Genomic DNA, 23367 nt, shown 5'->3' with positions numbered 1-23367 from the left:
GGCGGTGTCTCCGGTAAATTCGGGGCAATGTTTAGGGTGCGGTGAATGCAGAGGCAATCACCCGCGTTATCCCGCCTAAAAATTAAGCAAGTGATGATTTTGCGGGCTTTTTAGCTGCCGTTTTGTTGTTCATATACGCTCAATTCGATATCTAAGTCGCAACTGCCCAAGGATTAAGCACGTTGACTCTTCAACTCGCAGACAAAGACCTGACCCCGCCGGTTCTGCTGGCCCCGATGGCCGGAATCACCGACCGCCCGTTTCGCGATCTGGTGATGCGCTTTGGCGCGGGTATGGTGGTCAGTGAAATGGTTGCAAGCCAGGAAATGGTGCAGGCCAAACCCGGCGTGCGCGAACGGGCCGAGCTGTCGGCCGACGTGGAAAACACCGCCGTTCAACTAGCCGGGCGTGAGGCGCATTGGATGGCCGAGGCCGCCCGGCAGGTCGCTGATCGGGGCGCGCGGGTGATCGACATCAACATGGGGTGTCCTGCCAAGAAGGTCACGAATGGCTATTCCGGCTCGGCGCTGCTGAAAACGCCGGATCATGCGCTGACATTGATCGAGGCGGTGGTCGCGGCGGTTGATGTGCCGGTCACGCTGAAAACGCGGTTGGGGTGGGACGACAAATTACTGAATGCGCCGGACGTCGCGCGGCGCGCGCAGGAGGCAGGGGTGCAGATGGTGACGATCCACGGGCGCACGCGCTGTCAGTTCTACAAGGGGCAGGCGGACTGGCAGGCGATCCGCGCGGTGAAAGAGGCGGTCGATATACCTGTAATCGCAAATGGGGATATCCTGGATACCGGTGCTGCACGCACGGCGCTGGACCAATCGGGCGCGGATGGCGTCATGATCGGGCGGGGTGCTCAAGGTCAGCCTTGGGTTCTGGCTCAGGTCTGCCACGATCTTTATGGCGCGCCTGCGCCGGTGGTGCCACAGGGCGAGGACCTGATCGAGATGGTCCGCGCGCATTATCAGGCGATGCTTGGCTTTTACGGTAGCGATCTGGGTCTGCGCGTCGCGCGCAAACATCTGGGTTGGTATATGGATCAGGCTGGTACGCCAGCAGCCTTGCGCCGCGCCGTTCTTACCTCTCGCGATACCGATGAGGTGATCCGCCTGCTGGGTGACGCCTTAAGCACTGAGGCGGAGGCTGTCGCATGAATTCAGACCAGAGTATTTGGACTTCGCTTCCGGTGCCGGCCTTCATAATTGATGGCGATGATCGGATATCCGACGTTAATTCAGCCGGCGAAGGATTCCTGAATGCCTCGCGTAAATCGGTGATCGGGCACCCGGTTTGGGATCAGATTGCGGTCGATGCGCCACTGGAAGAGGCGTTCGAGCGCGCGCGGGCGCAGGGAACACCCTTGTTCGTGAATGATGTAGATGCGGGCTCGGGCAATCGTGCGCCGCTGCAATGCGCGCTGCAGATTGCCCCTTTGGTTGGCCATCCGGGTTCAATGATCATGATCATCTCGCCGCGAGAACTGGCAGGGCGGATGACGCGGGGCAATACCGTTAAATCGGCGGCGCAGTCGGCGATCGGCATGGCTGAGATGCTGGCACATGAGATCAAGAATCCACTGGCCGGCATCACTGGTGCGGCGCAACTGCTGAGCATGAATATCTCACAGCAAGACCTTGAACTTACAGACCTTATCGTCGCTGAGAGTCGTCGTATCGTGAAGCTGTTGGAACAGGTCGAGCAATTCGGAAACCTGTCGGAGCCTGATTTCAAGCCAGTGAATATTCACGATGTCCTGGACCGCGCACGCCGGTCGGCCTTGCTGGGATTCGGCGCGCATATGAAAATCATCGAGGAATACGACCCTTCGTTGCCGCTGGCCTATGGAGACCCGGATCAATTCCTGCAAGTTATTCTGAACTTGTTGAAAAACGCGTCTGAAGCTGCTGATCCCAAAGGTGGAATAATCCGCATCAGGACGTATTTCGAACACTCCTTCCGACTTCGGCGCAGTGATGGCTCGGGCCATTCCCTGCCATTGCAAATCGAGATTATCGACGACGGGCCGGGCCTGCCCGAGAAAATCCGTAGCGATATCTTCGACCCGTTCGTGTCGGGTAAGGAAAACGGCACCGGCCTCGGGCTGGCGCTGGTGAGCAAGATCATCTCGGACCATGACGGCTGGATTTCCGCCGACTCGGTGCCGGGCCGTACGGTGTTCCGCATTTCGCTGAGGCGGGCACCGAAGGATGCAACGTAAGACAAAGCCGGAAAGAGCTTAAGGAGAGCACCAAATGGATGGAACAGTTCTGGTCGCAGATGACGACCGCACGATCCGCACCGTTTTGACACAGGCCCTGACGCGGGCAGGATGCAAGGTGCATGCGACCTCTTCGCTGACCACGCTGATGCGCTGGGTTGGTGAGGGCAAGGGGGATGTGGTGATCTCGGATGTCGTAATGCCGGACGGCAACGGTCTGGAAATGCTGCCAAAAATCGCTCAGGACCGTCCAGGTTTGCCGGTCATTGTGATTTCGGCCCAAAACACGATCATGACGGCAATTCAGGCGGCCGAGGCTGATGCTTATGATTATCTGCCCAAGCCCTTCGACCTGCCGGATTTGATGAAGCGTACTGCGCGTGCGCTGGAGCAGAAACAGCGCGTTCAGACCGAGGTTGTTGAACCTGTCGACGAGCGTCCGGAAGAATTGCCTTTGGTCGGACGGACACCGGTAATGCAAGCGCTTTATCGGCTGGTTGCACGGGTGATGAACACCGATCTTTCGGTCATGATATCTGGTGAAAGTGGAACGGGTAAATCGCTGATTGCAAGGGCAATTCATGACTTCTCGGATCGTCGGACGCTGCCATTTGTAACTGCAACTGCGGCTGATCTGCGGGATCTGGAAGGCCCCGCGCGGGTGATGGCCCGTGTGCGTGGCGGCACGTTGCTGATTGATGAAATTGCCGATATCGAGGATGAACTGCAGGCTCGTATCGTGCGCATGATGGACACGCCCGGCGATCACGTGCCGCGCTTTATGGCAACCAGCCAGTCCGACCTGACCGAGGCGATGGAGAGTGGGCGCGTGCGTCAGGATCTCTACTACCGTTTGTGTGGTGCGACGATCCATGTGCCGGCATTGCGGGAACGGGTGGATGACATCACCTTGCTGGCCGATCACTTTCTGGCACGAGAAGAACGTGAACACGGCACCAAGCGCTGGCTTAGCGCTGACGCGGTGGAACTGGTTCGACGCTATTCCTGGCCGGGTAACGTGCGGCAGCTTGAAAACGCAATCCGCCGCCTGAGCCTGACCAGCCGCGCCGATGAAATCTCGAAAGCCGAGGTTGAGATGGTGCTGGGCAGTCAGCCCGAAGCTGAACCTGTTCTGGGTGACGGCGAGCGCGAAAAACTATCGGCTTCGGTTGCGCGTCATCTAAGGCGGTACTTTGATTTGCACGGTAATTTGCTGCCACCTCCGGGTCTATACCAACGCATTCTGCGCGAGGTCGAAGCCCCGTTGATTGAATTGGCGCTGGATGCAACTGGTGGAAATCAGGCAAAATGTGCTGATCTTCTGGGGATTAATCGGAATACGCTGCGGAAAAAGATTACAGACCTCGATATTCAGGTGACACGCAGGCGCAAACTGATGTAATATGGCCACACAAAGCGTGGCATCCGGGTTCTGACCCGGCAAGGACCACGAAATATGGCGGTTGGCCGTGAAAGCGGCGCATCAGGATGAGGGCAGACGGTGGCATCCCGAGCACAGAGCGGGCTGATCCTATCGATTGATCGGTGGCGAAAATCCCGAAAGCTGCGCAATTTTAGCACCTTGGGTCTGGTTCTGCTGGGCCCTGCTTTGGCGTTGGCGACGTATCTTGTGATCGGCCCCTTTGACCTTGGGGCTTCTGCGCCAACTCTGCGGCTGATCCTGCTTGCGGACTTGGTCTATGTACTGGTCGTTGCGGCGCTTGTGCTCAGTCAGGTTGGTACGTTGATTGCGGCACGGCGTGCGAAATCAGCCGGATCGCGCCTGCACCTCAGACTTATCGGCGCATTTACGCTTTTGGCGTTGGTTCCAACCGTGACAGTTGCCATCTTCGCCGGATTGACGGTGAACATCGGGCTTGAGGGTTGGTTTTCAGACCGTGTTCGGCAGGTTGTGGGCTCATCTCTCACGGCCGCTGAAGCTTACGAGCAAGAGCACCGCGAGGGCTTGACGCAGGACGCCACAGTTCTTGCGCGGTTCTTGGACAATTCACGCGCAGTGGATTTCTATATCTCGGACGCCGAATTGCGGTCCGTGTTGGCACAGGGACAATCTCAGATTCAGCGTGGTCTGCGCGAGGCTTATGTCATCGACGGCAGTGGCGAGATCAAATCGCGCGGCGACAGGTCGTATCTGTTCAACTACGAAGCTCCGACGCCGGAGCAACTGGTCGAAGCCGCTGATACGGGCCTTTTGATCATTGCAGATTGGCAGAACAGCGAATTCCGGGCGTTGGTTCCTCTGCGCGCCTTTCTGGATCGATACCTTTATGTAAGTCGCGAAGTCGACGGGCAGTTGCTGACCTTGCTGGACGACACCAAGGAAACGGCACAGTTCTATCAACAGCTTGAAAGCGACCGGGGCCGGGTTCTGTTCGAGTTCGGTCTTTTATATCTTGGCTTTGCGGTCATTTTGATCCTTGCTGCGATGTCTTTGGGAATGTGGTTTGCCGAGCGCCTCTCGCGCCCGGTGGGGCGGTTGACAACGGCGGCCCAAAGGGTTGGTGCGGGTGATCTGAGCGTTCAGGTGATTGAAGAGGCCAGCGATGATGAGATCGCAATGCTGGGCCGTTACTTCAACCAGATGACACGGCAGCTGAAAGGCCAGCGCGATACCCTTCTTGAGAATACGCGGCAAATCGAACGCCGCCGGCGATTGTTTGACTCGGTTCTCAGCTCGGTCACGTCCGGGGTTGTCGGCGTAGATCCGGACGGTTGCGTAACGTTCGTGAACCGCTCGGCTGAACGTTTGCTGGACTGGTCGCGTGGCGAAGAACACTTGGCCATCGGCATTGCCGTTCCTGAATTCCTTCCCCTGTTCGAAACGCTGAAGGACAGCGGTCAGGAAGCGGTTCAGGGTGAGGTCAAGGTGACCCGTAAAGGGCGCTTGGAAAACCTGTTGGTGCGTATGGCCACCCGCCGCGGCGAGGACGGTGGACTTGAAGGATACGTGGTTGCATTTGACGACGTAACCGATCTGGTCAGTGCGCAGAGGTTGGCAGCCTGGGGGGACGTGGCGCGCCGCATCGCGCATGAGATCAAGAACCCTTTGACCCCGATCCAACTGAGCGCGGAACGGATCAAACGCAAATTCTCGACCAAGCTGGATGAAGAGGATTGCGACAAGTTGGTTTCGATGACGGATGTCATCGTGCGTCAGACTAATGATTTGCGCCGGATCGTCGACGAATTCTCAAAATTCGCCCGGATGCCCGAACCCGAGCGGCGCGAGGAAAACATTGTCGAGCTGGTGCAAGAAGCGGTCTTGTTGCAGCAATCGGGACAACCGGATGTCGAGATTCTGGCCTCTTTGCCAGACCAGCCCATCCAACTGGATGTGGACGCGACGATGTTGAATCAGGCTTTGACGAACCTGATCAAAAACGCGGGTGAAGCTATCGAAACGCTGAAAAGAAAGGGCGCCCCCGACAATCTGAAGCCACAGATAAAAGTGGACGTGACGCCCGATGACGCAGGTACGGTGATAACGATAGCAGATAACGGAATAGGTTTACCGGAAGACAGGGCGCGATTGTTCGAGCCCTATGTGACCACACGAGATGAGGGGACGGGCCTTGGCCTGCCCATCGTTAAGAAAATAATCGAAGAACATGGCGGTGCACTGACTTTGGAAGACGCACCGGTATTTGACGGACAGGACCATTTTGGCGCGATGGCCGTGATCCGGTTGCCCGGGGGCAATTTCCCCCAATCCTCGGCGCCACAAAAGCAGGCAATTAAAACAAACAAACTGAAAGCAGGCCAAAGATGAGTGACATTCTAATCGTAGATGACGAACGCGATATTCGCGAGCTGGTGTCCGACATTCTGGAGGACGAAGGCTATTCAACCCGGCTGGCTGGCAACTCGGACGAGTGCATGGCCTCGATCAATTCCGAGCCGCCGGGTCTGCTGATTCTGGATATTTGGCTGAAGGACAGCCGTATGGACGGGATCGACATTCTTAAGGCGGTCAAGCGCGATAATCCGGATGTACCCGTGGTTATCATTTCGGGTCACGGGAACATCGAGATCGCCGTCGCGGCGATCAAGCAGGGGGCTTATGATTTTATCGAAAAGCCCTTTAACATTGATCAGTTGATGGTTGTTATCCGTCGCGCGATGGAAACCTCGCGCTTGCGCCGCGAGAACGCCTCGCTCAAGCGCAAGGAGGTCACGAATTCCGACATGATCGGCAAGTCCGCCTCGTTCCGCGCGATGCAGGGACAGTTGGACAAGGTGACCAAGTCGAACGGTCGCGTCATGCTCAGCGGTCCTGCCGGATCCGGCAAAGAGATCGCAGCGCGGTACATTCACGCCCATTCGAACCGGGCAAACGCACCATTTGTGACGGTCAATTGCGCCGGTATCGAACCAGAGCGTGTGGAAGAGGTTCTGTTTGGTCGAGAATCATCAGAGCGCGGCGTCGAATCCGGATTGCTGGAAGAGGCTCATGGGGGTGTTGTCTACTTTGACGAGGTTGCCGATATGCCGTTGGGGACTCAGTCCAAGATCCTGCGGGTGCTGGTCGACCAGCAATTCCAGCGTGTTGGCGGGTCAGACAAGGTGCGCGTGGATCTGCGTGTCATTTCATCGACCAACAAGAACCTCGACGAAGAAATCGCGGCAGAACGGTTCCGCGAAGAGCTGTATCACCGCCTGAATGTTGTTCCGATTGACGTGCCCTCGTTGGAGGATCGGCGCGAGGACATTCCGGTTCTGGCGCAACACTTCATAGAAATGTGCAATGAGTCTCAGGGTCTGCCGGTGCGCGAGATTTCGGATGAAGCCGTGGCTTTGCTGCAAACCATGACCTGGCCGGGCAACGTGCGTCAGCTGAAGAACTTGATCGAACGTGTGCTAATCCTTGGGGATGGGACCGGCCCGATTGAGGCCAGAGAACTGCCGACCGAGGATGAAAAATCCGACGACTCCGGTCGTGTGGTTTTGTCGGGTGCACTGGCGACTCTGCCGCTGCGCGAGGCGCGCGAGGCGTTCGAGCGTGAATATCTGCTGACGCAGATCAACCGGTTTGGCGGCAATATTAGTCGCACCGCCAGCTTTGTCGGGATGGAACGCAGCGCGCTGCATCGCAAGTTGAAGTCGTTGGGCGTTGTGACATCGAACAAGTCGGGTGCGCGGGTTGCGCAGATTGACGAACCTGAGCCGGCGGAATAATCCGCCGGGTCTTTAACCCGTCTGGCCAGGTGTGATGATCTGGAAAGAGCCATCGTCAAATTTGACGAAACAGGACTCGGTGCTCAGGGGTGGTAGTTCGATTGTACGAACGGCGGGCACGCGGCTTTTAACGCTTTGCTTACAAGGCGGCAGGCTGATCGGGCGATAACCTTTGGCAGCCATGCACTGTGCTTCGACCGTGTTGCGCAGGCCTTGGTTGACATCGACTGTGTAGATCTGACCAGGTTGCCACCAGCCGCCTGTGCGGTGGCATCGACCACGGCTGTCGCAATATGTTCGTCCGGGCCAATAAGTCGGCGGTCCCTGACGAACCTGATTGGCGACTGGCGCATCATTCAGGGCCTGCACCTGACATTGCGTCGTCTCGGTCTGCACGCGCGATACACTTTCGCCCTCGCGATAGTACATCGACAATGGTCCGCATGCGGTCAGGACTGTGAAAGGAAGGAGTAAACGAGTTACTGTTTTCATGGGCTTAGAATGCCCTGACCTCAGGGATTTTACAATTCAATTGACCACTTCGGGACCATCTGTCATTCAAAACGTTCAGGCAGAAGGGCCCACGATATGAAGGTCATCATTTGCGGCGCTGGCCAAGTAGGCTGGCAGATTGCACGGCATCTGTCGGGCGAATTGAACGACGTGACGGTAGTGGACAATAACCCTGATCTTGTCCGCAGGGCTACTGAAACGCTGGACGTTCAGGGCATTGCCGGCTTTGCCAGCTACCCGGATGTCTTGGAGCGGGCAGGTGCGCGCGATGCCGAGATGATCATTGCGGCAACGCATTCGGACGAGGTGAACATGGTCACCTGTCAGATGGCGCATTCCGTTTTTTCAATTCAGCGCAAGATCGCGCGTTTGCGGTCAAAATCCTACCTGCAAGCTATTCACTCAGATCTCTACCGTCGGGATCACCTGCCTATAGACGTCGTAATCAGTCCCGAGCGCGAGGTGGCCGCTGCCGCCATGCGCCGCCTTTCGGCGCCTTCGGCATTCGATACCGAGATGTTCATGGATGAGAAGGCACAGCTTTTGGGCATCCGTATCGATGAGGATTGCCCGATCGTGAACACGCCCCTGAGGCAGCTGACGGATCTGTTTTCGACGCTCAGTTCCATCGTTGTCGGGGTGCGGCGCGAGGGTACGTTGTTTGCGCCGGAATCCGAAGATCAGCTGTTCGTTGGTGACGAATGCTATGTCTTTGCCAATGTCAAAGACGTGGACCGCACGATGGAGGTTTTCGGCAAAGCGCAAAGGAAACAGGATCGCGTGGTGATCGTTGGAGGCGGCAATGTCGGGCTGGAAGTCGCGCGCACATTGGAAGAACGCGAAAGTCGTGTCCGCGCCAAGATTATCGAGCGGGACCGCAGTTGTGCAGAACAAGCCGCCGAAGCATTGGAACGGACAATTGTTCTTAACGGCGATGGTCTGGACGCTGCGCTACTGCGTGAGGCCGGGATCGAAAGGGCGGATGCCATGCTGGCCGTTACGGATGACGACCGCGCCAACATGCTGGCCGCCGTGCGAGCCAAAGCTGAAGGATGCGCATTGGCGATTGCTTTGATCAACGACCCCAGCATGGTCGCGCTGATGGGTCCGCTTGGCATTGATGCATATATCAACCCGCGCGCGACAACGGTCAGTTCGATCCTGCGCCATATCCGGCACGGGCGGGTGCGGCAGGTCTATTCGATCGGGGACGCCGAGGCCGAGGTGATCGAGGCCGAAGTCCTCTCGACCTCTCCAATGGCCGGGCAAAGGCTGCGCGACATTGACTTCCCCGAAGGTGTTCTGGTGGGTGCGGTCCGCAAGGGCGATGAGTTGGTGCGTCCCTCGGGCAGTCTGCGTATCGAGGAAAAAGACGTGGTCGCGATCTTTGCGATGGCCAAGGATGTGCCAGAGGTCGAGCGCTTGATGCAGGTTTCGATTGATTTCTTCTGATGGCGCGGGTTGTTGCACATCAGATCGGACTGGTGCGGCGCTTGCCGTTGTTCTTGCTGATCTGGGGCATTGCTGCGGTGTCGATGTGGATACCTGCGGCTTATGCGCTGGCTTTGAATGATCACGATACCTCGCGGTCGTTCTTCTACTCTGGATTACTGGGTTTGTTCGTGGTGGCCACGATTGCGTTGGCCTCATCCAATCGTATTCCTCGCCGGGGAACTCTTGGGCAATTGGCCGTGCTTCTTGGCTGTTTTACCGTTCTACCGTTGTTTTTGGCGATTCCTTTGCATGATGCGCTTGGAAACACCACTTTTCTGAACGCTTATTTCGACATGGTCAGCGCCTTGACTACCACGGGCGCGGATATCTTCCCTGACCCTGAACGGTTGAGCGCCCCTCTGCATCTGTGGCGGGCCCAAGTAGGCTGGATGGGCGGGTTGCTGATGTGGATTTCGGCGGCGGCCATTCTTGCGCCGTTGTCGCTGGGCGGGTTCGAGGTTACGGCGCGTGGTCAGCCGGGACGTCCTGTGACAGGCGTGGCGCAAAGTGAACGTGTTGATCCGCGTGGCCGTCTCATCCGCGTAACCCGGACGCTGACCCCGGTTTATGCTGGGTTAACGCTGGTGATCTGTTTGTTGCTGCTGATAACCGGCGAAACCGGCCTGACCGCGATCTGTCATGCGATGTCCACGATGGCGACGTCGGGTATCTCTCCGGTCGGGGGATTGGAAGGAGCGCAGGCTGGGATCACTGGTGAGGCGATCATCTTTCTGTTCCTTTTCTTCGCGTTGTCGCGTCTGACGTTTTCCACCGATACGGCAACAACCGGGTATTCGCGGTTGGACAAAGACCCCGAGTTCCGGATCGGCCTTATGATCGTTGTCGCTGTCGCCGCACTGTTGTTCACCCGCGTTTGGGCCGGAGTGAATGAAATCGGCAACCAACTTACGCCGGTTCAAGCGCTCAGTGTAATCTGGGGTATGGTTTTCACAGTATTGTCCTTTTTGACCACCGCTGGGTTCGAAAGTGCAAACTGGAACGATGCGCAACAGCTGTCGGGGTTGGGGACTCCGGGCCTTGTTCTGTTGGGAATCGCGCTGATTGGCGGTGGTGTCGCGACCACAGCCGGAGGGGTCAAACTGCTGCGTGTGTTTGCTCTTTACCTGAACGGTGCGCGCGAGATCGACAGGCTGATCTACCCGTCTTCTGTTAGCGGGGTCGGGGGCGGAAATAAGCGCATCCAAAGCGACGGCGCCTTTATTGCGTGGATCTTTCTGATGATGTTCGCGTTGACGGCTGCCTTGTTCAATATGTTGTTGGCAGCAATGGGCGCGGGGTTCGAACAGGCGATGGTTTTGACAGTTGCCGCCCTCAGCACTACGGGCCCTCTGATCGAATTGGCGACTGACGTGCCCATCAGACTGGTTGATCTATCGGGGGGCGCAAAGCTGACAATGTGCGCCGCCATGGTGATTGGACGGCTTGAGACGCTGGCAATTATCGCCTTGATCACACCGTCCTTGTGGCGGGACTGAGAATCAACACTCGTGTTAATGATTGATTTTTCATCTGGAAACTCGGTTAACGACACTCCATACTCTGCCAGAGGGAGCGCGTTGGTCCGCAGCGCGTAGCAAGAACAATGGCGAGTTTATAAAAATATGGCTTCGGACAGACAGAATCTGCAGGACGCGTTCCTGAACAACGTACGTAAGGCAAAGGTCCCGGTCACAATTTTCCTGATCAATGGTGTGAAATTACAAGGTGTGATCACGTGGTTTGATAACTTTTGCGTGTTGTTGCGCCGCGACGGACAGTCGCAGCTGGTTTATAAGCATGCGATCTCGACCATCATGCCATCACAGCCGATCAACCTGTATGAGGGCGAAGACGCCTCTTGATGGAACATGACAGGACGCGCACCCGCGCTTGGGTGCTGCATCCGGAAATCAAGTCAGATGAACAGCGCCGTGTCCCCGAACCGGCGCTGGCAGAAGCGGTTGCTTTGGCCGCTGCTTTGCCCGACCTTGACGTGGTCGGGTCAGAAATTGTGCGCTTGCCGCGGGCGCAGGCCGGTTTGTTGTTCGGCAGTGGCAAGATCGAAGAACTGGCCGAGCGGCTGCATGACAACAAGATCGAATTGGTGCTGATCGACGGTCCGGTGACGCCTGTCCAGCAGCGCAACCTTGAAAAGGCGTGGAAAGTCAAAATCCTCGACCGGACGGGGCTGATCCTCGAGATTTTTAGCGACCGCGCCCGGACACGTGAAGGTGTTCTACAGGTCGAGATGGCCGCACTCAGCTATCAACGGACACGATTGGTACGCGCCTGGACCCACCTTGAACGACAGCGCGGCGGATTGGGTTTTGTCGGCGGCCCCGGCGAGACGCAGATCGAAGCCGACCGGCGCGCCATTGACGAACAACTTGTTCGCTTGCGGCGGCAATTGCAGAAAGTTGTCAAAACCCGCACACTGCATCGTGCGGCTCGTGCCAAGGTGCCATATCCGATTGTGGCGCTGGTGGGTTATACAAACGCGGGCAAGTCCACTTTGTTCAACCGTCTGACCGGTGCCGAAGTGATGGCCAAGGACATGCTGTTTGCCACGCTTGATCCAACTATGCGCCGGGTCGAACTGCCTGATGGTCCCGAGGTGATCCTGTCGGATACGGTGGGCTTTATCTCGAACCTGCCGACCGAGTTGGTGGCTGCCTTTCGCGCCACGTTAGAGGAAGTTCTGGGTGCCGATATCGTCGTCCATGTCCGCGACATCAGCCATGAAGAGACTGAAGCACAGGCGCAGGATGTCGAAACCATCCTGACCTCTCTTGGGGTCGAGGATAACCGCCCGCGTCTGGAAGTTTGGAACAAGATCGATCTGTTGAACCCCGAAGAACGCGAAGCGGCTGTTGCCCGTGCGGATCGTGACCCTGAGGTTTACGCGATTTCGGCGGTCACAGGAGAAGGGGTTGACCCGCTTCTGGCCGACATCGCAACCAAGCTTCAAGGCGTTCGACACGAAACGACGCTGTTGCTGGGCTATGCAGAGGGTGACAAGCGGGCATGGTTGTTCCGTCAGGACGTGGTTCGGGCCGAAAAACAGACCGAGGATGGTTTCGAACTGACCGTTCTATGGACGGACAAGCAAGCCGCGCAATTCGCAGCGCTTTAGGCGTTATTTCCCGTCGATCTGGCGTTGATAATCGTCGGTGTCGAACCATCCCAGCGAAGTTTTCACCTTGTGGTCCTCGGTCAATTCCCACTCTTCCCAGCCGCGGGTGATGACATGGTTGCCGGTTTGCGCGTGATGACCCTCCAATGTCCAAACAAAGATGGCGTGACTACCTGCCCATCGCATCATGTCGCAGCGCACCTCGAGGTCAGGAAAGTCTGCGTAGAACCCGCGCGCCATTTCAGCAACTGCGGCCCGTCCGACAATCGGCTCTCCTCGGTTTATCGTGATTTGCCCGTCAGGAGCGTAAAACCGCGCCACTTCGTCAGGGTTGCCGGAACTCCAGGCAATCGCATAATCGCGCGCGAGATTGTTCAACCTATCCCGAATGCTGGCCATAAATACCCCCAAACCAAATGTCTTTGCCTTAGGGGAGGGTACGGCAAAACCACCGCTTTCGTCCACGTAAGCTGAAAAAAAGGGGCAAGGTCTTGCCGAACAGGGGAAATTAGCGCGGGATCAGGTTGGTAACGCCGACCGCAGCCGCGCGGGCGAGATCAAGGTCCAGCGACATCGGAATATACTCTCCGCGGCGCCACAGTTGGGCTTGGTCATCATAATAGCGGGATAGAAAATGACCCGACTGACCGGTTGCCGTTATAAAGACCGAACTGTCGGGGTCGGCAAAATCATAGACGCCCCGATATCCTGCACCATGAACGTTCTGGAACGGGTCCGGCCCTTCGCCCGAGGTGCGCCCGCGTAGCAAAGTATTGTCGCCGCCGCTGGTGGATTGGCGGATATTGACGAAGAACCGCAGAACCGGGACCGAGCCCAGAACCGGGTGATCATGGGTCGCCTGATGCGCATCGCCCCAGCGTAAGGATTGCAGCGCGCCGCCGTATTTCTCGGTGATCCAGATCAGCGCATCATCCAGTGCAAGGCGGGCCATATCACTACATGTTTCCGTTGGTGCGCTTTGCCGAACGTCGCACCAGACCGCCGCGCCATCAATGTCCCGATAGACCCGTTCGATGAACAGCGGCTCGACATGTTTAAACTCTGCCGCAATCGGCCCCAATTCGTCCGAGATCAAACGGATCTGAAGCGCCCGCAGCCACGCCGCATAGATCAAAGGTTCAGGCAGATGTTCGTTCATCTCGCCATTCCACTCGGCCAGCAAATTAAGTGCAATCTGACGTTGCCGTTCTGGTGTACCTTCGGGGGCCGAAGCTCCAGTGAACCACAAATCGGCCCCGATCAGCGGCAACAGGGACCGGGCAGTGAAGCTTACGGTGTCCAGCTGTGCCTCGATAAAGCTGTCGCGCGTATGGACCTCGCGCGATTGCATCAGCCTTTCCCATCTGTGAATGCGTTGGGTATCGCCCCATTCATACGACACATGTCTCGGAAATGGGCGGTTGATGACCTTGTTGTTGGTATTACCCAGGATACCGCCTGCAGGGGCCACGAATTCGGGGTTATCGCCATAGGGCAGACGTCCCTGCCAGCGGTTCTCGTTCAGCCAACCTGGTGTCGGAATGCGTCCCCGGCTTTGGTTTCGCAGGTCGCGGCGGGGCATCGCACCGATCAGTTTCATACCAATGGTATCCGTATCGACCAGCGAAAGGTTCTGGGACGGAGCAATGAAAAGCTCGGCCGTGTCAATCGCCTGTCGCACTGTGTCCGCATTCATCAGCGCCATTGAAGCAGACATCGAGGTGTCCTGCGCGCTGAGCGCAGTCCACGACAACGACGTTACATGCCCCGGAGGCGTGATGGTTCCCAAGTCAAAGTCACTACCGGGCAGGACAGGTCCGTTCTCTGTCCAGCGCAAGGTCAGTGTAATGGGCGCTTCGTCCTTTATCTCTATGATCGATGGACGGCTGCGGAACTGTTTGAAACCGTCAGGCGTCAGGTATTCTTCAGGGTTGTCGGGGTTGAGCTGTTCGATATGTATGTCTTGGTCGTCCAGATAGGACGATGTCAGCCCCCATCCCAGACGATCGCTGCGCCCGGTCATGATTGCCGGAACGCCGGGGATACTTGCACCGATCACGCCACCCTTGGCCAGTTGCAGACGGGCCAGATACCAAATGCCTGGCGCTGTAAAGCCCAGATGCGGGTCATTGGCCAGCAAGGTGCCCCCGATGGCCGAACGTGAAGGTGCGGCGCTCCAGGCGTTGGAGGCTCCGGCCAGTCCGCGCTTGGGAAATGGGGATAACGGGGTATCGGGCCTTGGGGTTCCCGCCGCGTAGCGGGGAACGCCGGGAAACAAAGCTGCGTATTCGGGTAGGGCTGCGATCCCCGACCCCGGAACATCGGGTAAAATATCAGCCAGTCTTTCGGCATCGTTCAGCATTAGCGATGTGCGCGCCCGCAGCACCTCATCCTCAAGATGTCCGGACAGTTGCAATGCCATCAGCTTGATGACCGCTAGGCTGTCGCCGGGTTGCCAAGGAGAGACCGGCGCGTTGAACAGGAACATCTCGGGTGCGCCGCGACCCAACGCGCTTTCGTTGATCTCGGCTAGACGTGCGTTTACCCCCGAGGCATAACCCCGCAGGGCTGCTTTGGTATAGTCGTCCTGAACCGTGACCGAGCGATGGGCCAGCCCGTACAGGTCCAGTCTGCGCAACAGTTTGTCGATGTGAACGGTGCGTGCGCCAAAAACCTCGGATAAACGCCCCTGTGCGGTTCTGCGCAGAACGGTCATCTGCCAAAGCCGGTCCTGAGCATGCGCATAGCCCAGCCCAAAGAACACATCCGGGTCAGTCGCACCCAATATATGAGGAACATTTGCGGTGTCGCGGACGATCTCGACCGGGGCTGTCAGGCCCTGAACTTCGACCGTCTGATCATATTCCGGCAAGGATTGACTGGCCAGAAAATACAACAGCAGGACAGCGGCCAAAGTTAACAAAACGAGGCCCGATGCGATACGCACCAGCCAGCGAAATACTATAGCCATCTGCGGTCCAATTTCCTGTTCATCCGTCGAATGGCGCAAGAGTAAAGGAACCCATCGCGAACCGAAAGAGCAGCGCGGGCAGTTTGTTCCACTGCGCCGTTACGAAACGCTAACCCCGCCGCTGACCGGGGTCAGGGCGGGGCGAAACCGGGGGTCTCCGGTTCGGGTCTTACGGAATGATCCGTGTGTATTTCGTGCCTTCTACGGTGGCGCCAATCTGCAGGCCGGCTTGGCCAAATACAGCAGCCAACACGGGTGAACGCAGTGTTGTTGTGTCGGTCGAAAGGCTATCGCCCTGATCGCTGACCACATAGCCGATATCGGCCCCAGCGGTCCAACCGCTGGAACGGCGGAAATCATTTAGCGCGTCTTGCGTCATGAAGAACAGGACATGTGCATATTGCTGCGCCCCGATCTGCAACCCGGCGGTGCCTTTGACTGCCGAGTAGTAATCGACAGTGGCGCCGTTGATACGTAGTGCGCCGCGGCCATATCCGCCACCAAATACAAATCCGGCTTCGGTTATCAGCGGCATGACCAGCATGCCGTTGGCTTTTTCGGCGATCTCAACCGTGTTGGGGTAGCGCGCGTACATTTCGGTCAAGGTCGCATCGACACGCGCATCAATCGTGGCTGCGTTCGAATTGCCGACACCGTTGCCGCAAGCGGCAGTCAGGGTCAGGCCAGCCATGCCAATGGCAAAGCCACGACGGCTTAGTCGGGGGGAGTTGGAACTGCTCATGTTTTTTCTCTGTATAACTGCCTGAATTGTCGGGTGTTCCCGATCTTATCTGCAAGGATACGCCGATTGATTCTGCGTGTCACGGGAAAGCTGGCCCCGTACCGATCACAATCGGCGAAAATTCGCGACAATATGTCTTTTAACCTTGCAACAGCTTAGCGACCGCGGGTGCGAAATAAGTCAGTATGCCGTCGCAGCCCGCGCGTTTGAATGCAAGCAGGCTTTCCAGCATCACTTTTTCCCCGTCGATCCAACCGTTCTGCGCCGCGGCCTGAACCATCGCGTATTCACCCGAGACCTGATAGGCATAGGTCGGTGCCCCGAAGGTGTCTTTTACTCGGCGGCAGATGTCCAGATAGGGCATCCCGGGTTTGATCATCACCATATCCGCGCCTTCGGTCAGGTCGCGCTCAATCAACCGCAGGGCCTCGTCTGAGTTTGCCGGGTCCATCTGATAGGTCTTTTTGTCCCCAGTCAGCGCGCCTGAGGCACCCACCGCATCGCGGAACGGACCATAAAAGGCGCTGGCGTATTTGGCAGCATAGCTCAGGATCATCACGTTATGGTGCCCTGCCGCTTCCAAGGCCTGACGCATAGCCCCGATCCGACCATCCATCATGTCCGAAGGGCCGATGATGTCTGCTCCGGATTCGGCCTGCGCGAGTGTCATTTTGACCAATGCCTCGACGGTCTGGTCATTCACAATCTCGCCATCTACGACATAGCCGTCATGGCCATTGATGTTGTAGGGGTCCAGCGCCACGTCGGTCATCACTGCGATATCAGGCGCCGCTGCCTTGATGGCCCGTATTGCCCGGTTGGACAGATTGTCAGGGTTCCAGGCTTCGGCACAGTCCTCGGTTTTCAGGCCGGGATCGGTGTAAGGAAAGATGCAGATTGCCGGGATTCCAAGCGCCTGCGCCTCAACAGCGGCCTTTGCGATCAAATCGACCGAGCGGCGGACGACGCCGGGCATCGATGGCACGTGCTCTTCCACACCCTCTCCATCGCGGACAAAGACCGGCCAGATCAGATCATCCGTGGTCAGAGTATTCTCGCGCACCAACCCGCGTATAGCTGGCGATTGACGGGCCCTGCGAAAGCGGGTCTGGGGATAGGGGGCGATGGTGGGTTTCATGTCGCACTCTCCTTGAATATTCCCGCATTGGGTGGCATGAATTCCGCGTAGTCTCAAGGGTAACGATGGACGCGCCGGTGCGAAGAGGGTCCCTGGTGACAGTGAACAAGGGGCCGATGCGTGAACTTATACTCTTCGATCTTTGAAGTCATTGACATGCGCAGCTTTTCCAATCTGTGGTATTGGATCGTGCTGGCGGTGCTTTGGTCTTCGGCTAGCCACTGGGCGATGGGGGTTCCGTTTGATCTCGTTTCGCGCGCCCGTCGCAACGGAGGTCAGGCCGAGCAGGATCTGTTGGATATCGTTCGGATTAACGTTAATCGGCTGATTTACATCGTCGAGGTTTCGGGACTGGTTATTCTGGCGTTTGGCTGTTTCTTTTTCACAGGTCTGGCTACGCTTGGCTTTTATTACGGGATTGAACTTGCACAGGCGGTATTCTTGTTGTTGTTTCCGGTCGGTTTGGTCATGCTGATCAACATCTCGGCGGCTCGTAAGTTGCAACGAACCGAGGTTGGCCTTGAACCGGTTGCCAAAATACTGACCAGATGCAGGATTTATACGCAGATTGTCGGAATGATTTCGATCTTGATCACCTCGCTCTGGGGTATGTATCAGAACTTTTCCATCGGCGTTCTGGGATAGAGAATTCGGAAAGGTTAGGCGATGAAGGCTCCGAACCATGTCACGGTTGGCGGCGCCCCCGAAGGGTTTGACGCACAGCTTGTCCTGAATGAGATCACCCGCTCGGGCGGACCGGTATGCCATGTGGCGCGTGATGACAAACGGCTTGAAGCGATGCGCGCCGCGTTGGCGTTCTTTGCGCCCGATATGCCGGTCTTTGTATTTCCGGGCTGGGATTGTCTGCCCTATGACCGCGTCTCGCCCAATGCCGATATCGCCGCCGCCCGCGTGGCAACGCTGGCCGCCTTGGTGCATCAGATGCCCGATCGGTTTGTGCTGCTGACCACGCTGAATGCAGCGACCCAACGCGTGCCCGCGCGCGAGGTTCTGCGCGAGGCCGCGTTTACCGCCCGCGTCGATCACCGCGTGGATGAGGCCGCGCTGCGCAACTTCCTTGTCCGCATGGGTTTCACCCAAAGCCCCACGGTGATGGAACCCGGCGACTATGCCATTCGCGGCGGCATCATCGACATCTTCCCTCCGGGCGAGTCCGGCCCGGTGCGGCTGGACCTGTTCGGAGACGTTCTGGACGGCGCGCGCCGGTTCGATCCCGCCTCGCAACGCACCACCGAAAAGCTGGAGGTGGTGGAGCTGGCCCCGGTGTCCGAGGTCATTCTGGACGATGCCGCCATCACGCGCTTCCGCCAGAACTATCGTATCGAGTTCGGCGCGGCGGGCACCGATGATCCCCTGTACGAGGCAGTCAGCGCAGGGCGCAAACATCAAGGCATCGAACACTGGCTGCCCTTCTTCCACGAAAAACTGGAGACGCTGTTCGACTACCTTCCCGAAGCATCGATCACCGTCGATGATCAGGTCACACCCGCGCGTCTGGCGCGGTGGGATACGATTGCCGATCAGTATGAAACCCGAAAACTGGCACTAGCCAACCGATCCCGCATGGACACGGTCTACAAGCCGACCCCGCCGGGTCTGCTCTATCTGGACGATGCCGCGTGGGAGGCTGCGGTCGGCGATCGTCGGGTGATGCAATTCAGCCCTTTACCTAAGGCCAGCGGGCCGGGCGTGATCGACGCAGGCGGGCGGATCGGACGCAACTTTGCACCCGAACGGCAGCAGGAAAGCATCAGCCTGTTTGGCGCTTTGGCCGCGCATATCACCGACAAGATGGCCAAAGGCCCGGTGCTGATTGCGTCTTATTCCGAAGGCGCCCGAGAACGTCTGACCGGTTTGATCGAAGACGAAGGTCTGGCCGAGGCGATCCCAGTCACCGATGGCACCCGCGTCGGCAAACGGGGCTTACATCTGGCCGTCTGGGCGCTGGAGCATGGGTTTGAGACCCCCGATTTGACAGTCATCGCCGAACAGGACGTGCTGGGCGATCGCCTGATCCGCCAGCCCAAGAAACGCCGCAAGGCTGAGAACTTCCTGACCGAGACCCAATCCCTGACCCCCGGTGATCTGGTGGTACATGTGGATCACGGCATCGGCCGCTATCAGGGGATGGAGGTCGTCACCGCCGCCGGCGCCGCCCATGAATGCCTGCTGTTGGAATATGCAGAGCAATCGAAACTGTACCTGCCGGTCGAAAACATCGAACTGCTGTCGAAATACGGCCATGACGAAGGTCTGCTGGACCGTCTCGGCGGCGGCGCGTGGCAGGCGAAAAAGGCCAAGCTGAAAGAGCGCATCCGCGAGATGGCGGACAAGCTGATCCGCATCGCCGCCGAGCGCGCGTTGCGGAAAGCCCCGGTCATGGACCCACCGCCCCACGCGTGGGAGGAGTTCAGCGCGCGCTTCCCCTATCAGGAAACCGACGACCAGTTGCGGGCGATTTCCGAGGTGATGGAGGACATGCACTCTGGCGCGCCGATGGATCGCCTGATCTGCGGCGACGTGGGCTTTGGCAAGACCGAGGTCGCCATGCGCGCCGCCTTTGTCGCCGCCATGTCCGGCGTGCAGGTGGCGGTGATCGCACCGACCACGCTGCTGGCGCGCCAGCACGCGGCTTCGTTCAAAGAACGCTTCCGAGGCTTCCCGTTGGAAGTTCGGCAACTGTCGCGCTTTGTCTCGACCAAAGAGGCGCAACTAACCCGCGATGGCCTGGCGCGTGGCACAGTGGATATCGTGATCGGCACCCACGCACTGCTTGCCAAGGGCATCCGGTTCAACAATCTGGGCCTGCTGATCATCGACGAAGAGCAGCATTTCGGCGTCGGCCACAAAGAGCGCCTGAAACAGTTGCGCAGCGACATCCACGTCCTGACCCTGACCGCGACGCCGATCCCGCGCACGCTACAACTGTCTCTGACTGGTGTGCGCGACCTGTCGATCATAGGTACGCCGCCCATCGACCGTCTGGCCATCCGCACCTATGTCAGCGAGTTCGACGCGGTCACCATCCGCGAGGCCCTGCTGCGCGAACATTACCGTGGCGGGCAGAGTTTCTACGTTGTCCCGCGTATCTCGGACCTGCCCGAGATCGAAGAGTTCCTGAAAGAGCAACTGCCTGAACTGACCTATGTTGTCGCCCACGGTCAGATGGCGGCGGGGGAACTTGATGACCGGATGAACGCTTTCTACGACGGTAAATACGATGTGCTGCTGGCGACTACGATTGTGGAAAGCGGGCTGGATATTCCGACCGCAAACACGATGGTCGTGCATCGGGCGGATATGTTCGGCCTGTCACAACTCTATCAAATTCGCGGCCGGGTGGGGCGTTCAAAAACCCGCGCCTATGCCTACCTGACGACCAAACCGCGTAAGAAACTGACCGCCACGGCCGAGAAACGCCTGCGCGTTCTGGGCTCGCTGGATACGCTGGGGGCCGGGTTCACGCTGGCCTCACAGGATCTGGACATTCGTGGCGCTGGCAACCTGCTGGGCGAGGAGCAATCGGGTCAGATGCGCGACGTGGGCTATGAACTCTACCAGTCCATGCTGGAAGAGGCGATTGCCAAGATCAAATCCGGAGAGATGGAAGGGCTGTCCGACAGCGATGACCAATGGGCGCCGCAGATCAATCTGGGCGTTCCCGTCCTGATCCCGGAAGACTACGTACCCGATCTGGATGTGCGTTTGGGTCTTTACCGTCGCTTGTCCTCGCTGTCGACCAAAGTTGAGCTAGAGGGCTTTGCGGCCGAGTTGATCGACCGGTTCGGCAAGCTGCCCAAAGAAGTGAACACTCTGATGCTGGTCGTCCGCATCAAAGCCATGTGCAAACGCGCAGGTATCGCCAAGCTGGACGGGGGGCCGAAGGGCGCGACCATTCAGTTCCACAACGACAAGTTTGCGTCTCCGCAAGGGCTGGTTGAGTTCATTCAAAACCAGCGCGGCATGGCCAAAGTAAAGGACAACAAGATCGTTGTGCGGCGCGACTGGAAGAATGATGGTGACAAGATCAAAGGGGCTTTTGCCATCGCTCGTGATCTGGCCGAGAAAGTCATCGCCCAGAAAAAGAAGGCCAAAGCAGGCTGATGCCGATGCAGGGGGCGCTGCCCCCGCCGCGCGTGCCGCGCGACTCCCCCGAGGTATTTCGGGCCAGATGAACAAGGGATCCCAGCTTCATCTGGCTAAAAATACCTCCGCCGGAGGCATCGCGCGTCAGCGCGAATCAACTGCGCATCGCGGCTTGGGCGCAGAAACACGAGGCTGCGACTGCCCGTTCAGCCTGAGCCAAGGCAAGGTCCAACCGTTGTCTGATCTGTTGGATTTCGACCGTTTCATTCCGCGCCTTGAGGCAATCGTGTAGGCCCTTGAGGCTCCAGACGTTGTCCGGGTGGATCGACGCGCGGCTGAGTGTGCCGCCAAGGCCAAGGTCTTCGCGATAGACTGCCTCGGCTTCAGTCACGTGGCCCTGTTCGAACAAAAGAGCGCCGAGCGCATGGCGGGTGGGCTGCATCCAGCCCCACGGCTCGTCATAGGGCAAGTTGTCGTCCAATTCGACCGAGCGGCGCAGGTGGGCATAGGCCGTGTCGTAGTTTTCCTTTCGGTATTCGATCTCACCCCGCAGCATTTCTCGGGCGATCTCCAGCAGGTCTACAACACGGTTGTTGTGCATCAGACGAGTTTCGGGGACGCGGGCTTTGGCTGATAGAAAGAGTTGTTCTTCGGTTTCGGCCTCGGCCACGTCTCCGGTCGCGGCATAGGCAATCGCGCGGGCGTAATGCGTGGTCGCAGTCAGTGTGCGATATAAGTCGGGGTCCGAGGGCAGCTCCAGCGCTTTGGCCTCATCCCATCGACCAAAGCGGATCAGGATATGGGGGCCCATGGACATATAGCTTTCGAAGTAATCGGCCATGGGCGGGCTTTCGATGCGCAGCATGTCTTCGGGTGTGGTGTCCCAAAGGCCCTGATTGGCGCGCAGGGCAGGTTCCATCTGCCCCAGAAACAGCGCGCCGTAGATGACGAAGTGGTAGTCGTGCTGACGGTAGCCTGTGTAGATATTGAACGCGCCTTCGCGTTCATAATACTTTAAGTCGGCCTCGATGGCCTTTTCGTTCCAATGAACCACATTGTGATAGTGGCCGCATAGTACGTCTATATGGGTGGGCATATGCACCAGATGACCCGCATCAGGGACCAGAGTGCGCAGGACATCGCCCGCTTTCAGGGCTTTTTCAGGGGTCGGAGACATCTCCATCAGATGCACATAGAGATGCAGAAGCCCGGGATGGGACATGGCGGCGGGATCATTGGCCATGGCGTCTTCTAACGCCTTTTGCGCTTCGATCGTGGCGGCACCTTTGGCGGGATGGCCGGTTTTCAAGTCCCACATTTGCCAGGGGGTCAGGTTCAGAAGCGCCTCGACATAGATCGTTCGCAGGTCCAGATGATCGGGCTGTGCGGCAAAAGCGTGGCGCATAGCGTCGGCGAAGTTGTGGTCCCAGACATGCATGTCGGGGATCGGATCGCGCCGAGGATATCGCGCGGGCAGGGCGTGGATCAGGGCTTGCTCGACTGGTGACCCACTGTCTGCTAAAGCAACCGCTTGCTGGGTCGCGTCATAGGCCAGCGCCAGCGCCTTTTTCTGCCCTCGATCATCGCGCAAATCCCAGGGCAGGTTGTAATTTGGCCCTGCCGCATAAGCGATCCCCCAATAAGCCATCGCACAGTCGGGGTCGGCATCGGCGGCCTTTTGAAAGCAAACGACCGCTTCGTCATGGTTATAGCCGTAGGTCCAGTTTAGTCCTCGGTCGAACCACAGCTGTGCCTCGGGTGAGGTGGTGGTGACCGGGCAGGAATACGTGCCCAAATCGTAATATTCGCTCATCGGAGTCTCCCCTCGGGTTGGGAGAAGCCT

General features: G+C 58.1%; 17 protein-coding genes. 11 read left to right on the top strand and 6 right to left on the bottom strand.

What is annotated here, in order from left to right:
• Positions 1-182: 182 nt before the first annotated feature.
• From dusB to ntrX, 5 genes are all read left to right on the top strand, one after another.
• Positions 183-1166 (top strand): tRNA dihydrouridine synthase DusB, encoded by a 984-nt coding sequence (gene dusB / locus ABWV79_RS01775; RefSeq protein ID WP_353390080.1) that lies wholly within the window; start codon positions 183-185, stop codon positions 1164-1166.
• Entirely contained in the window at positions 1163-2230 is a 1068-nt protein-coding gene (locus ABWV79_RS01770) for a two-component system sensor histidine kinase NtrB (protein WP_170354346.1), read from the top strand. The genes dusB and ABWV79_RS01770 overlap by 4 nt, the downstream gene beginning before the upstream one ends.
• A gap of 34 nt (positions 2231-2264) precedes the next feature.
• A complete protein-coding gene (locus ABWV79_RS01765) occupies positions 2265-3632 on the top strand; it encodes a response regulator (protein ID WP_353390078.1) in 1368 nt (455 codons plus the stop codon).
• Between the two features lie 99 nt (positions 3633-3731).
• Positions 3732-6020 carry a sensor histidine kinase NtrY-like gene (locus ABWV79_RS01760; protein ID WP_353390076.1) on the top strand — a complete coding sequence of 763 codons (2289 nt, stop codon included), beginning with the start codon at positions 3732-3734 and terminating at the stop codon, positions 6018-6020.
• On the top strand, positions 6017-7426 hold the full coding sequence (gene ntrX, locus ABWV79_RS01755) for a nitrogen assimilation response regulator NtrX (protein WP_170354343.1): 1410 nt from the start codon (positions 6017-6019) through the stop codon (positions 7424-7426). The genes ABWV79_RS01760 and ntrX overlap by 4 nt, the downstream gene beginning before the upstream one ends.
• Positions 7427-7438: 12 nt before the next feature.
• Here the strand turns inward: ntrX and ABWV79_RS01750 are convergent, their stop codons facing one another.
• Complete coding sequence (locus tag ABWV79_RS01750; protein WP_234899346.1) at positions 7439-7855, bottom strand: hypothetical protein; 417 nt, start codon at positions 7853-7855, stop codon at positions 7439-7441.
• Positions 7856-8014: 159 nt separating this feature from the next.
• Here ABWV79_RS01750 and trkA point away from each other — a divergent pair, with 159 nt between their 5' ends.
• From trkA to hflX, 4 genes are all read left to right on the top strand, one after another.
• Complete coding sequence (gene trkA, locus ABWV79_RS01745; RefSeq protein WP_170724253.1) at positions 8015-9391, top strand: Trk system potassium transporter TrkA; 1377 nt, start codon at positions 8015-8017, stop codon at positions 9389-9391.
• The gene (locus ABWV79_RS01740) at positions 9391-10929 is read left to right on the top strand and encodes a TrkH family potassium uptake protein (protein WP_170752841.1); all 1539 of its coding nucleotides are present in this window, start codon (positions 9391-9393) and stop codon (positions 10927-10929) included. The genes trkA and ABWV79_RS01740 overlap by 1 nt, the downstream gene beginning before the upstream one ends.
• Positions 10930-11055: 126 nt before the next feature.
• The gene (gene hfq / locus ABWV79_RS01735; RefSeq protein WP_005982826.1) at positions 11056-11295 is read left to right on the top strand and encodes an RNA chaperone Hfq; all 240 of its coding nucleotides are present in this window, start codon (positions 11056-11058) and stop codon (positions 11293-11295) included.
• Positions 11295-12566: a GTPase HflX gene (hflX, locus tag ABWV79_RS01730; RefSeq protein ID WP_170752843.1), complete on the top strand. Its 1272-nt coding sequence runs from the start codon at positions 11295-11297 to the stop codon at positions 12564-12566. The genes hfq and hflX overlap by 1 nt, the downstream gene beginning before the upstream one ends.
• Before the next feature lie 3 nt (positions 12567-12569).
• Here the strand turns inward: hflX and ABWV79_RS01725 are convergent, their stop codons facing one another.
• The 4 genes from ABWV79_RS01725 to hemB form a co-directional block, all read right to left on the bottom strand.
• Positions 12570-12965, bottom strand: a complete 396-nt coding sequence (locus ABWV79_RS01725) for an SgcJ/EcaC family oxidoreductase (protein ID WP_353390070.1) — start codon at positions 12963-12965, stop codon at positions 12570-12572.
• Positions 12966-13074: 109 nt separating this feature from the next.
• Positions 13075-15537 (bottom strand): penicillin acylase family protein, encoded by a 2463-nt coding sequence (locus ABWV79_RS01720; RefSeq protein ID WP_353390067.1) that lies wholly within the window; start codon positions 15535-15537, stop codon positions 13075-13077.
• A gap of 169 nt (positions 15538-15706) precedes the next feature.
• Positions 15707-16279 (bottom strand): lipid-binding SYLF domain-containing protein, encoded by a 573-nt coding sequence (locus tag ABWV79_RS01715; protein WP_170354336.1) that lies wholly within the window; start codon positions 16277-16279, stop codon positions 15707-15709.
• 139 nt (positions 16280-16418) lie between these two features.
• A complete protein-coding gene (gene hemB, locus ABWV79_RS01710) occupies positions 16419-17417 on the bottom strand; it encodes a porphobilinogen synthase (protein ID WP_353390064.1) in 999 nt (332 codons plus the stop codon).
• 120 nt (positions 17418-17537) lie between these two features.
• On the opposite strand from hemB, the gene ABWV79_RS01705 reads away from it, so the two are divergent.
• Positions 17538-18062 carry a component of SufBCD complex gene (locus ABWV79_RS01705; protein WP_209194497.1) on the top strand — a complete coding sequence of 175 codons (525 nt, stop codon included), beginning with the start codon at positions 17538-17540 and terminating at the stop codon, positions 18060-18062.
• A 21-nt stretch (positions 18063-18083) separates the two neighbouring features.
• On the top strand, positions 18084-21542 hold the full coding sequence (gene mfd, locus ABWV79_RS01700; protein WP_353390060.1) for a transcription-repair coupling factor: 3459 nt from the start codon (positions 18084-18086) through the stop codon (positions 21540-21542).
• Positions 21543-21678: 136 nt separating this feature from the next.
• On the opposite strand, the gene ABWV79_RS01695 is transcribed toward mfd, so the two are convergent.
• The gene (locus ABWV79_RS01695) at positions 21679-23337 is read right to left on the bottom strand and encodes a tetratricopeptide repeat protein (protein ID WP_353390057.1); all 1659 of its coding nucleotides are present in this window, start codon (positions 23335-23337) and stop codon (positions 21679-21681) included.
• Positions 23338-23367 lie beyond the last annotated feature (30 nt).

The organism is Ruegeria sp. HU-ET01832, assembly GCF_040371315.1.
In the GTDB taxonomy this organism is placed as follows: Bacteria; Pseudomonadota; Alphaproteobacteria; order Rhodobacterales; family Rhodobacteraceae; genus Ruegeria; species Ruegeria lacuscaerulensis_A.
The sequence above is the reverse complement of the archived record's forward strand: the minus strand, read 5'-3'. Positions and strand labels throughout refer to the sequence as shown.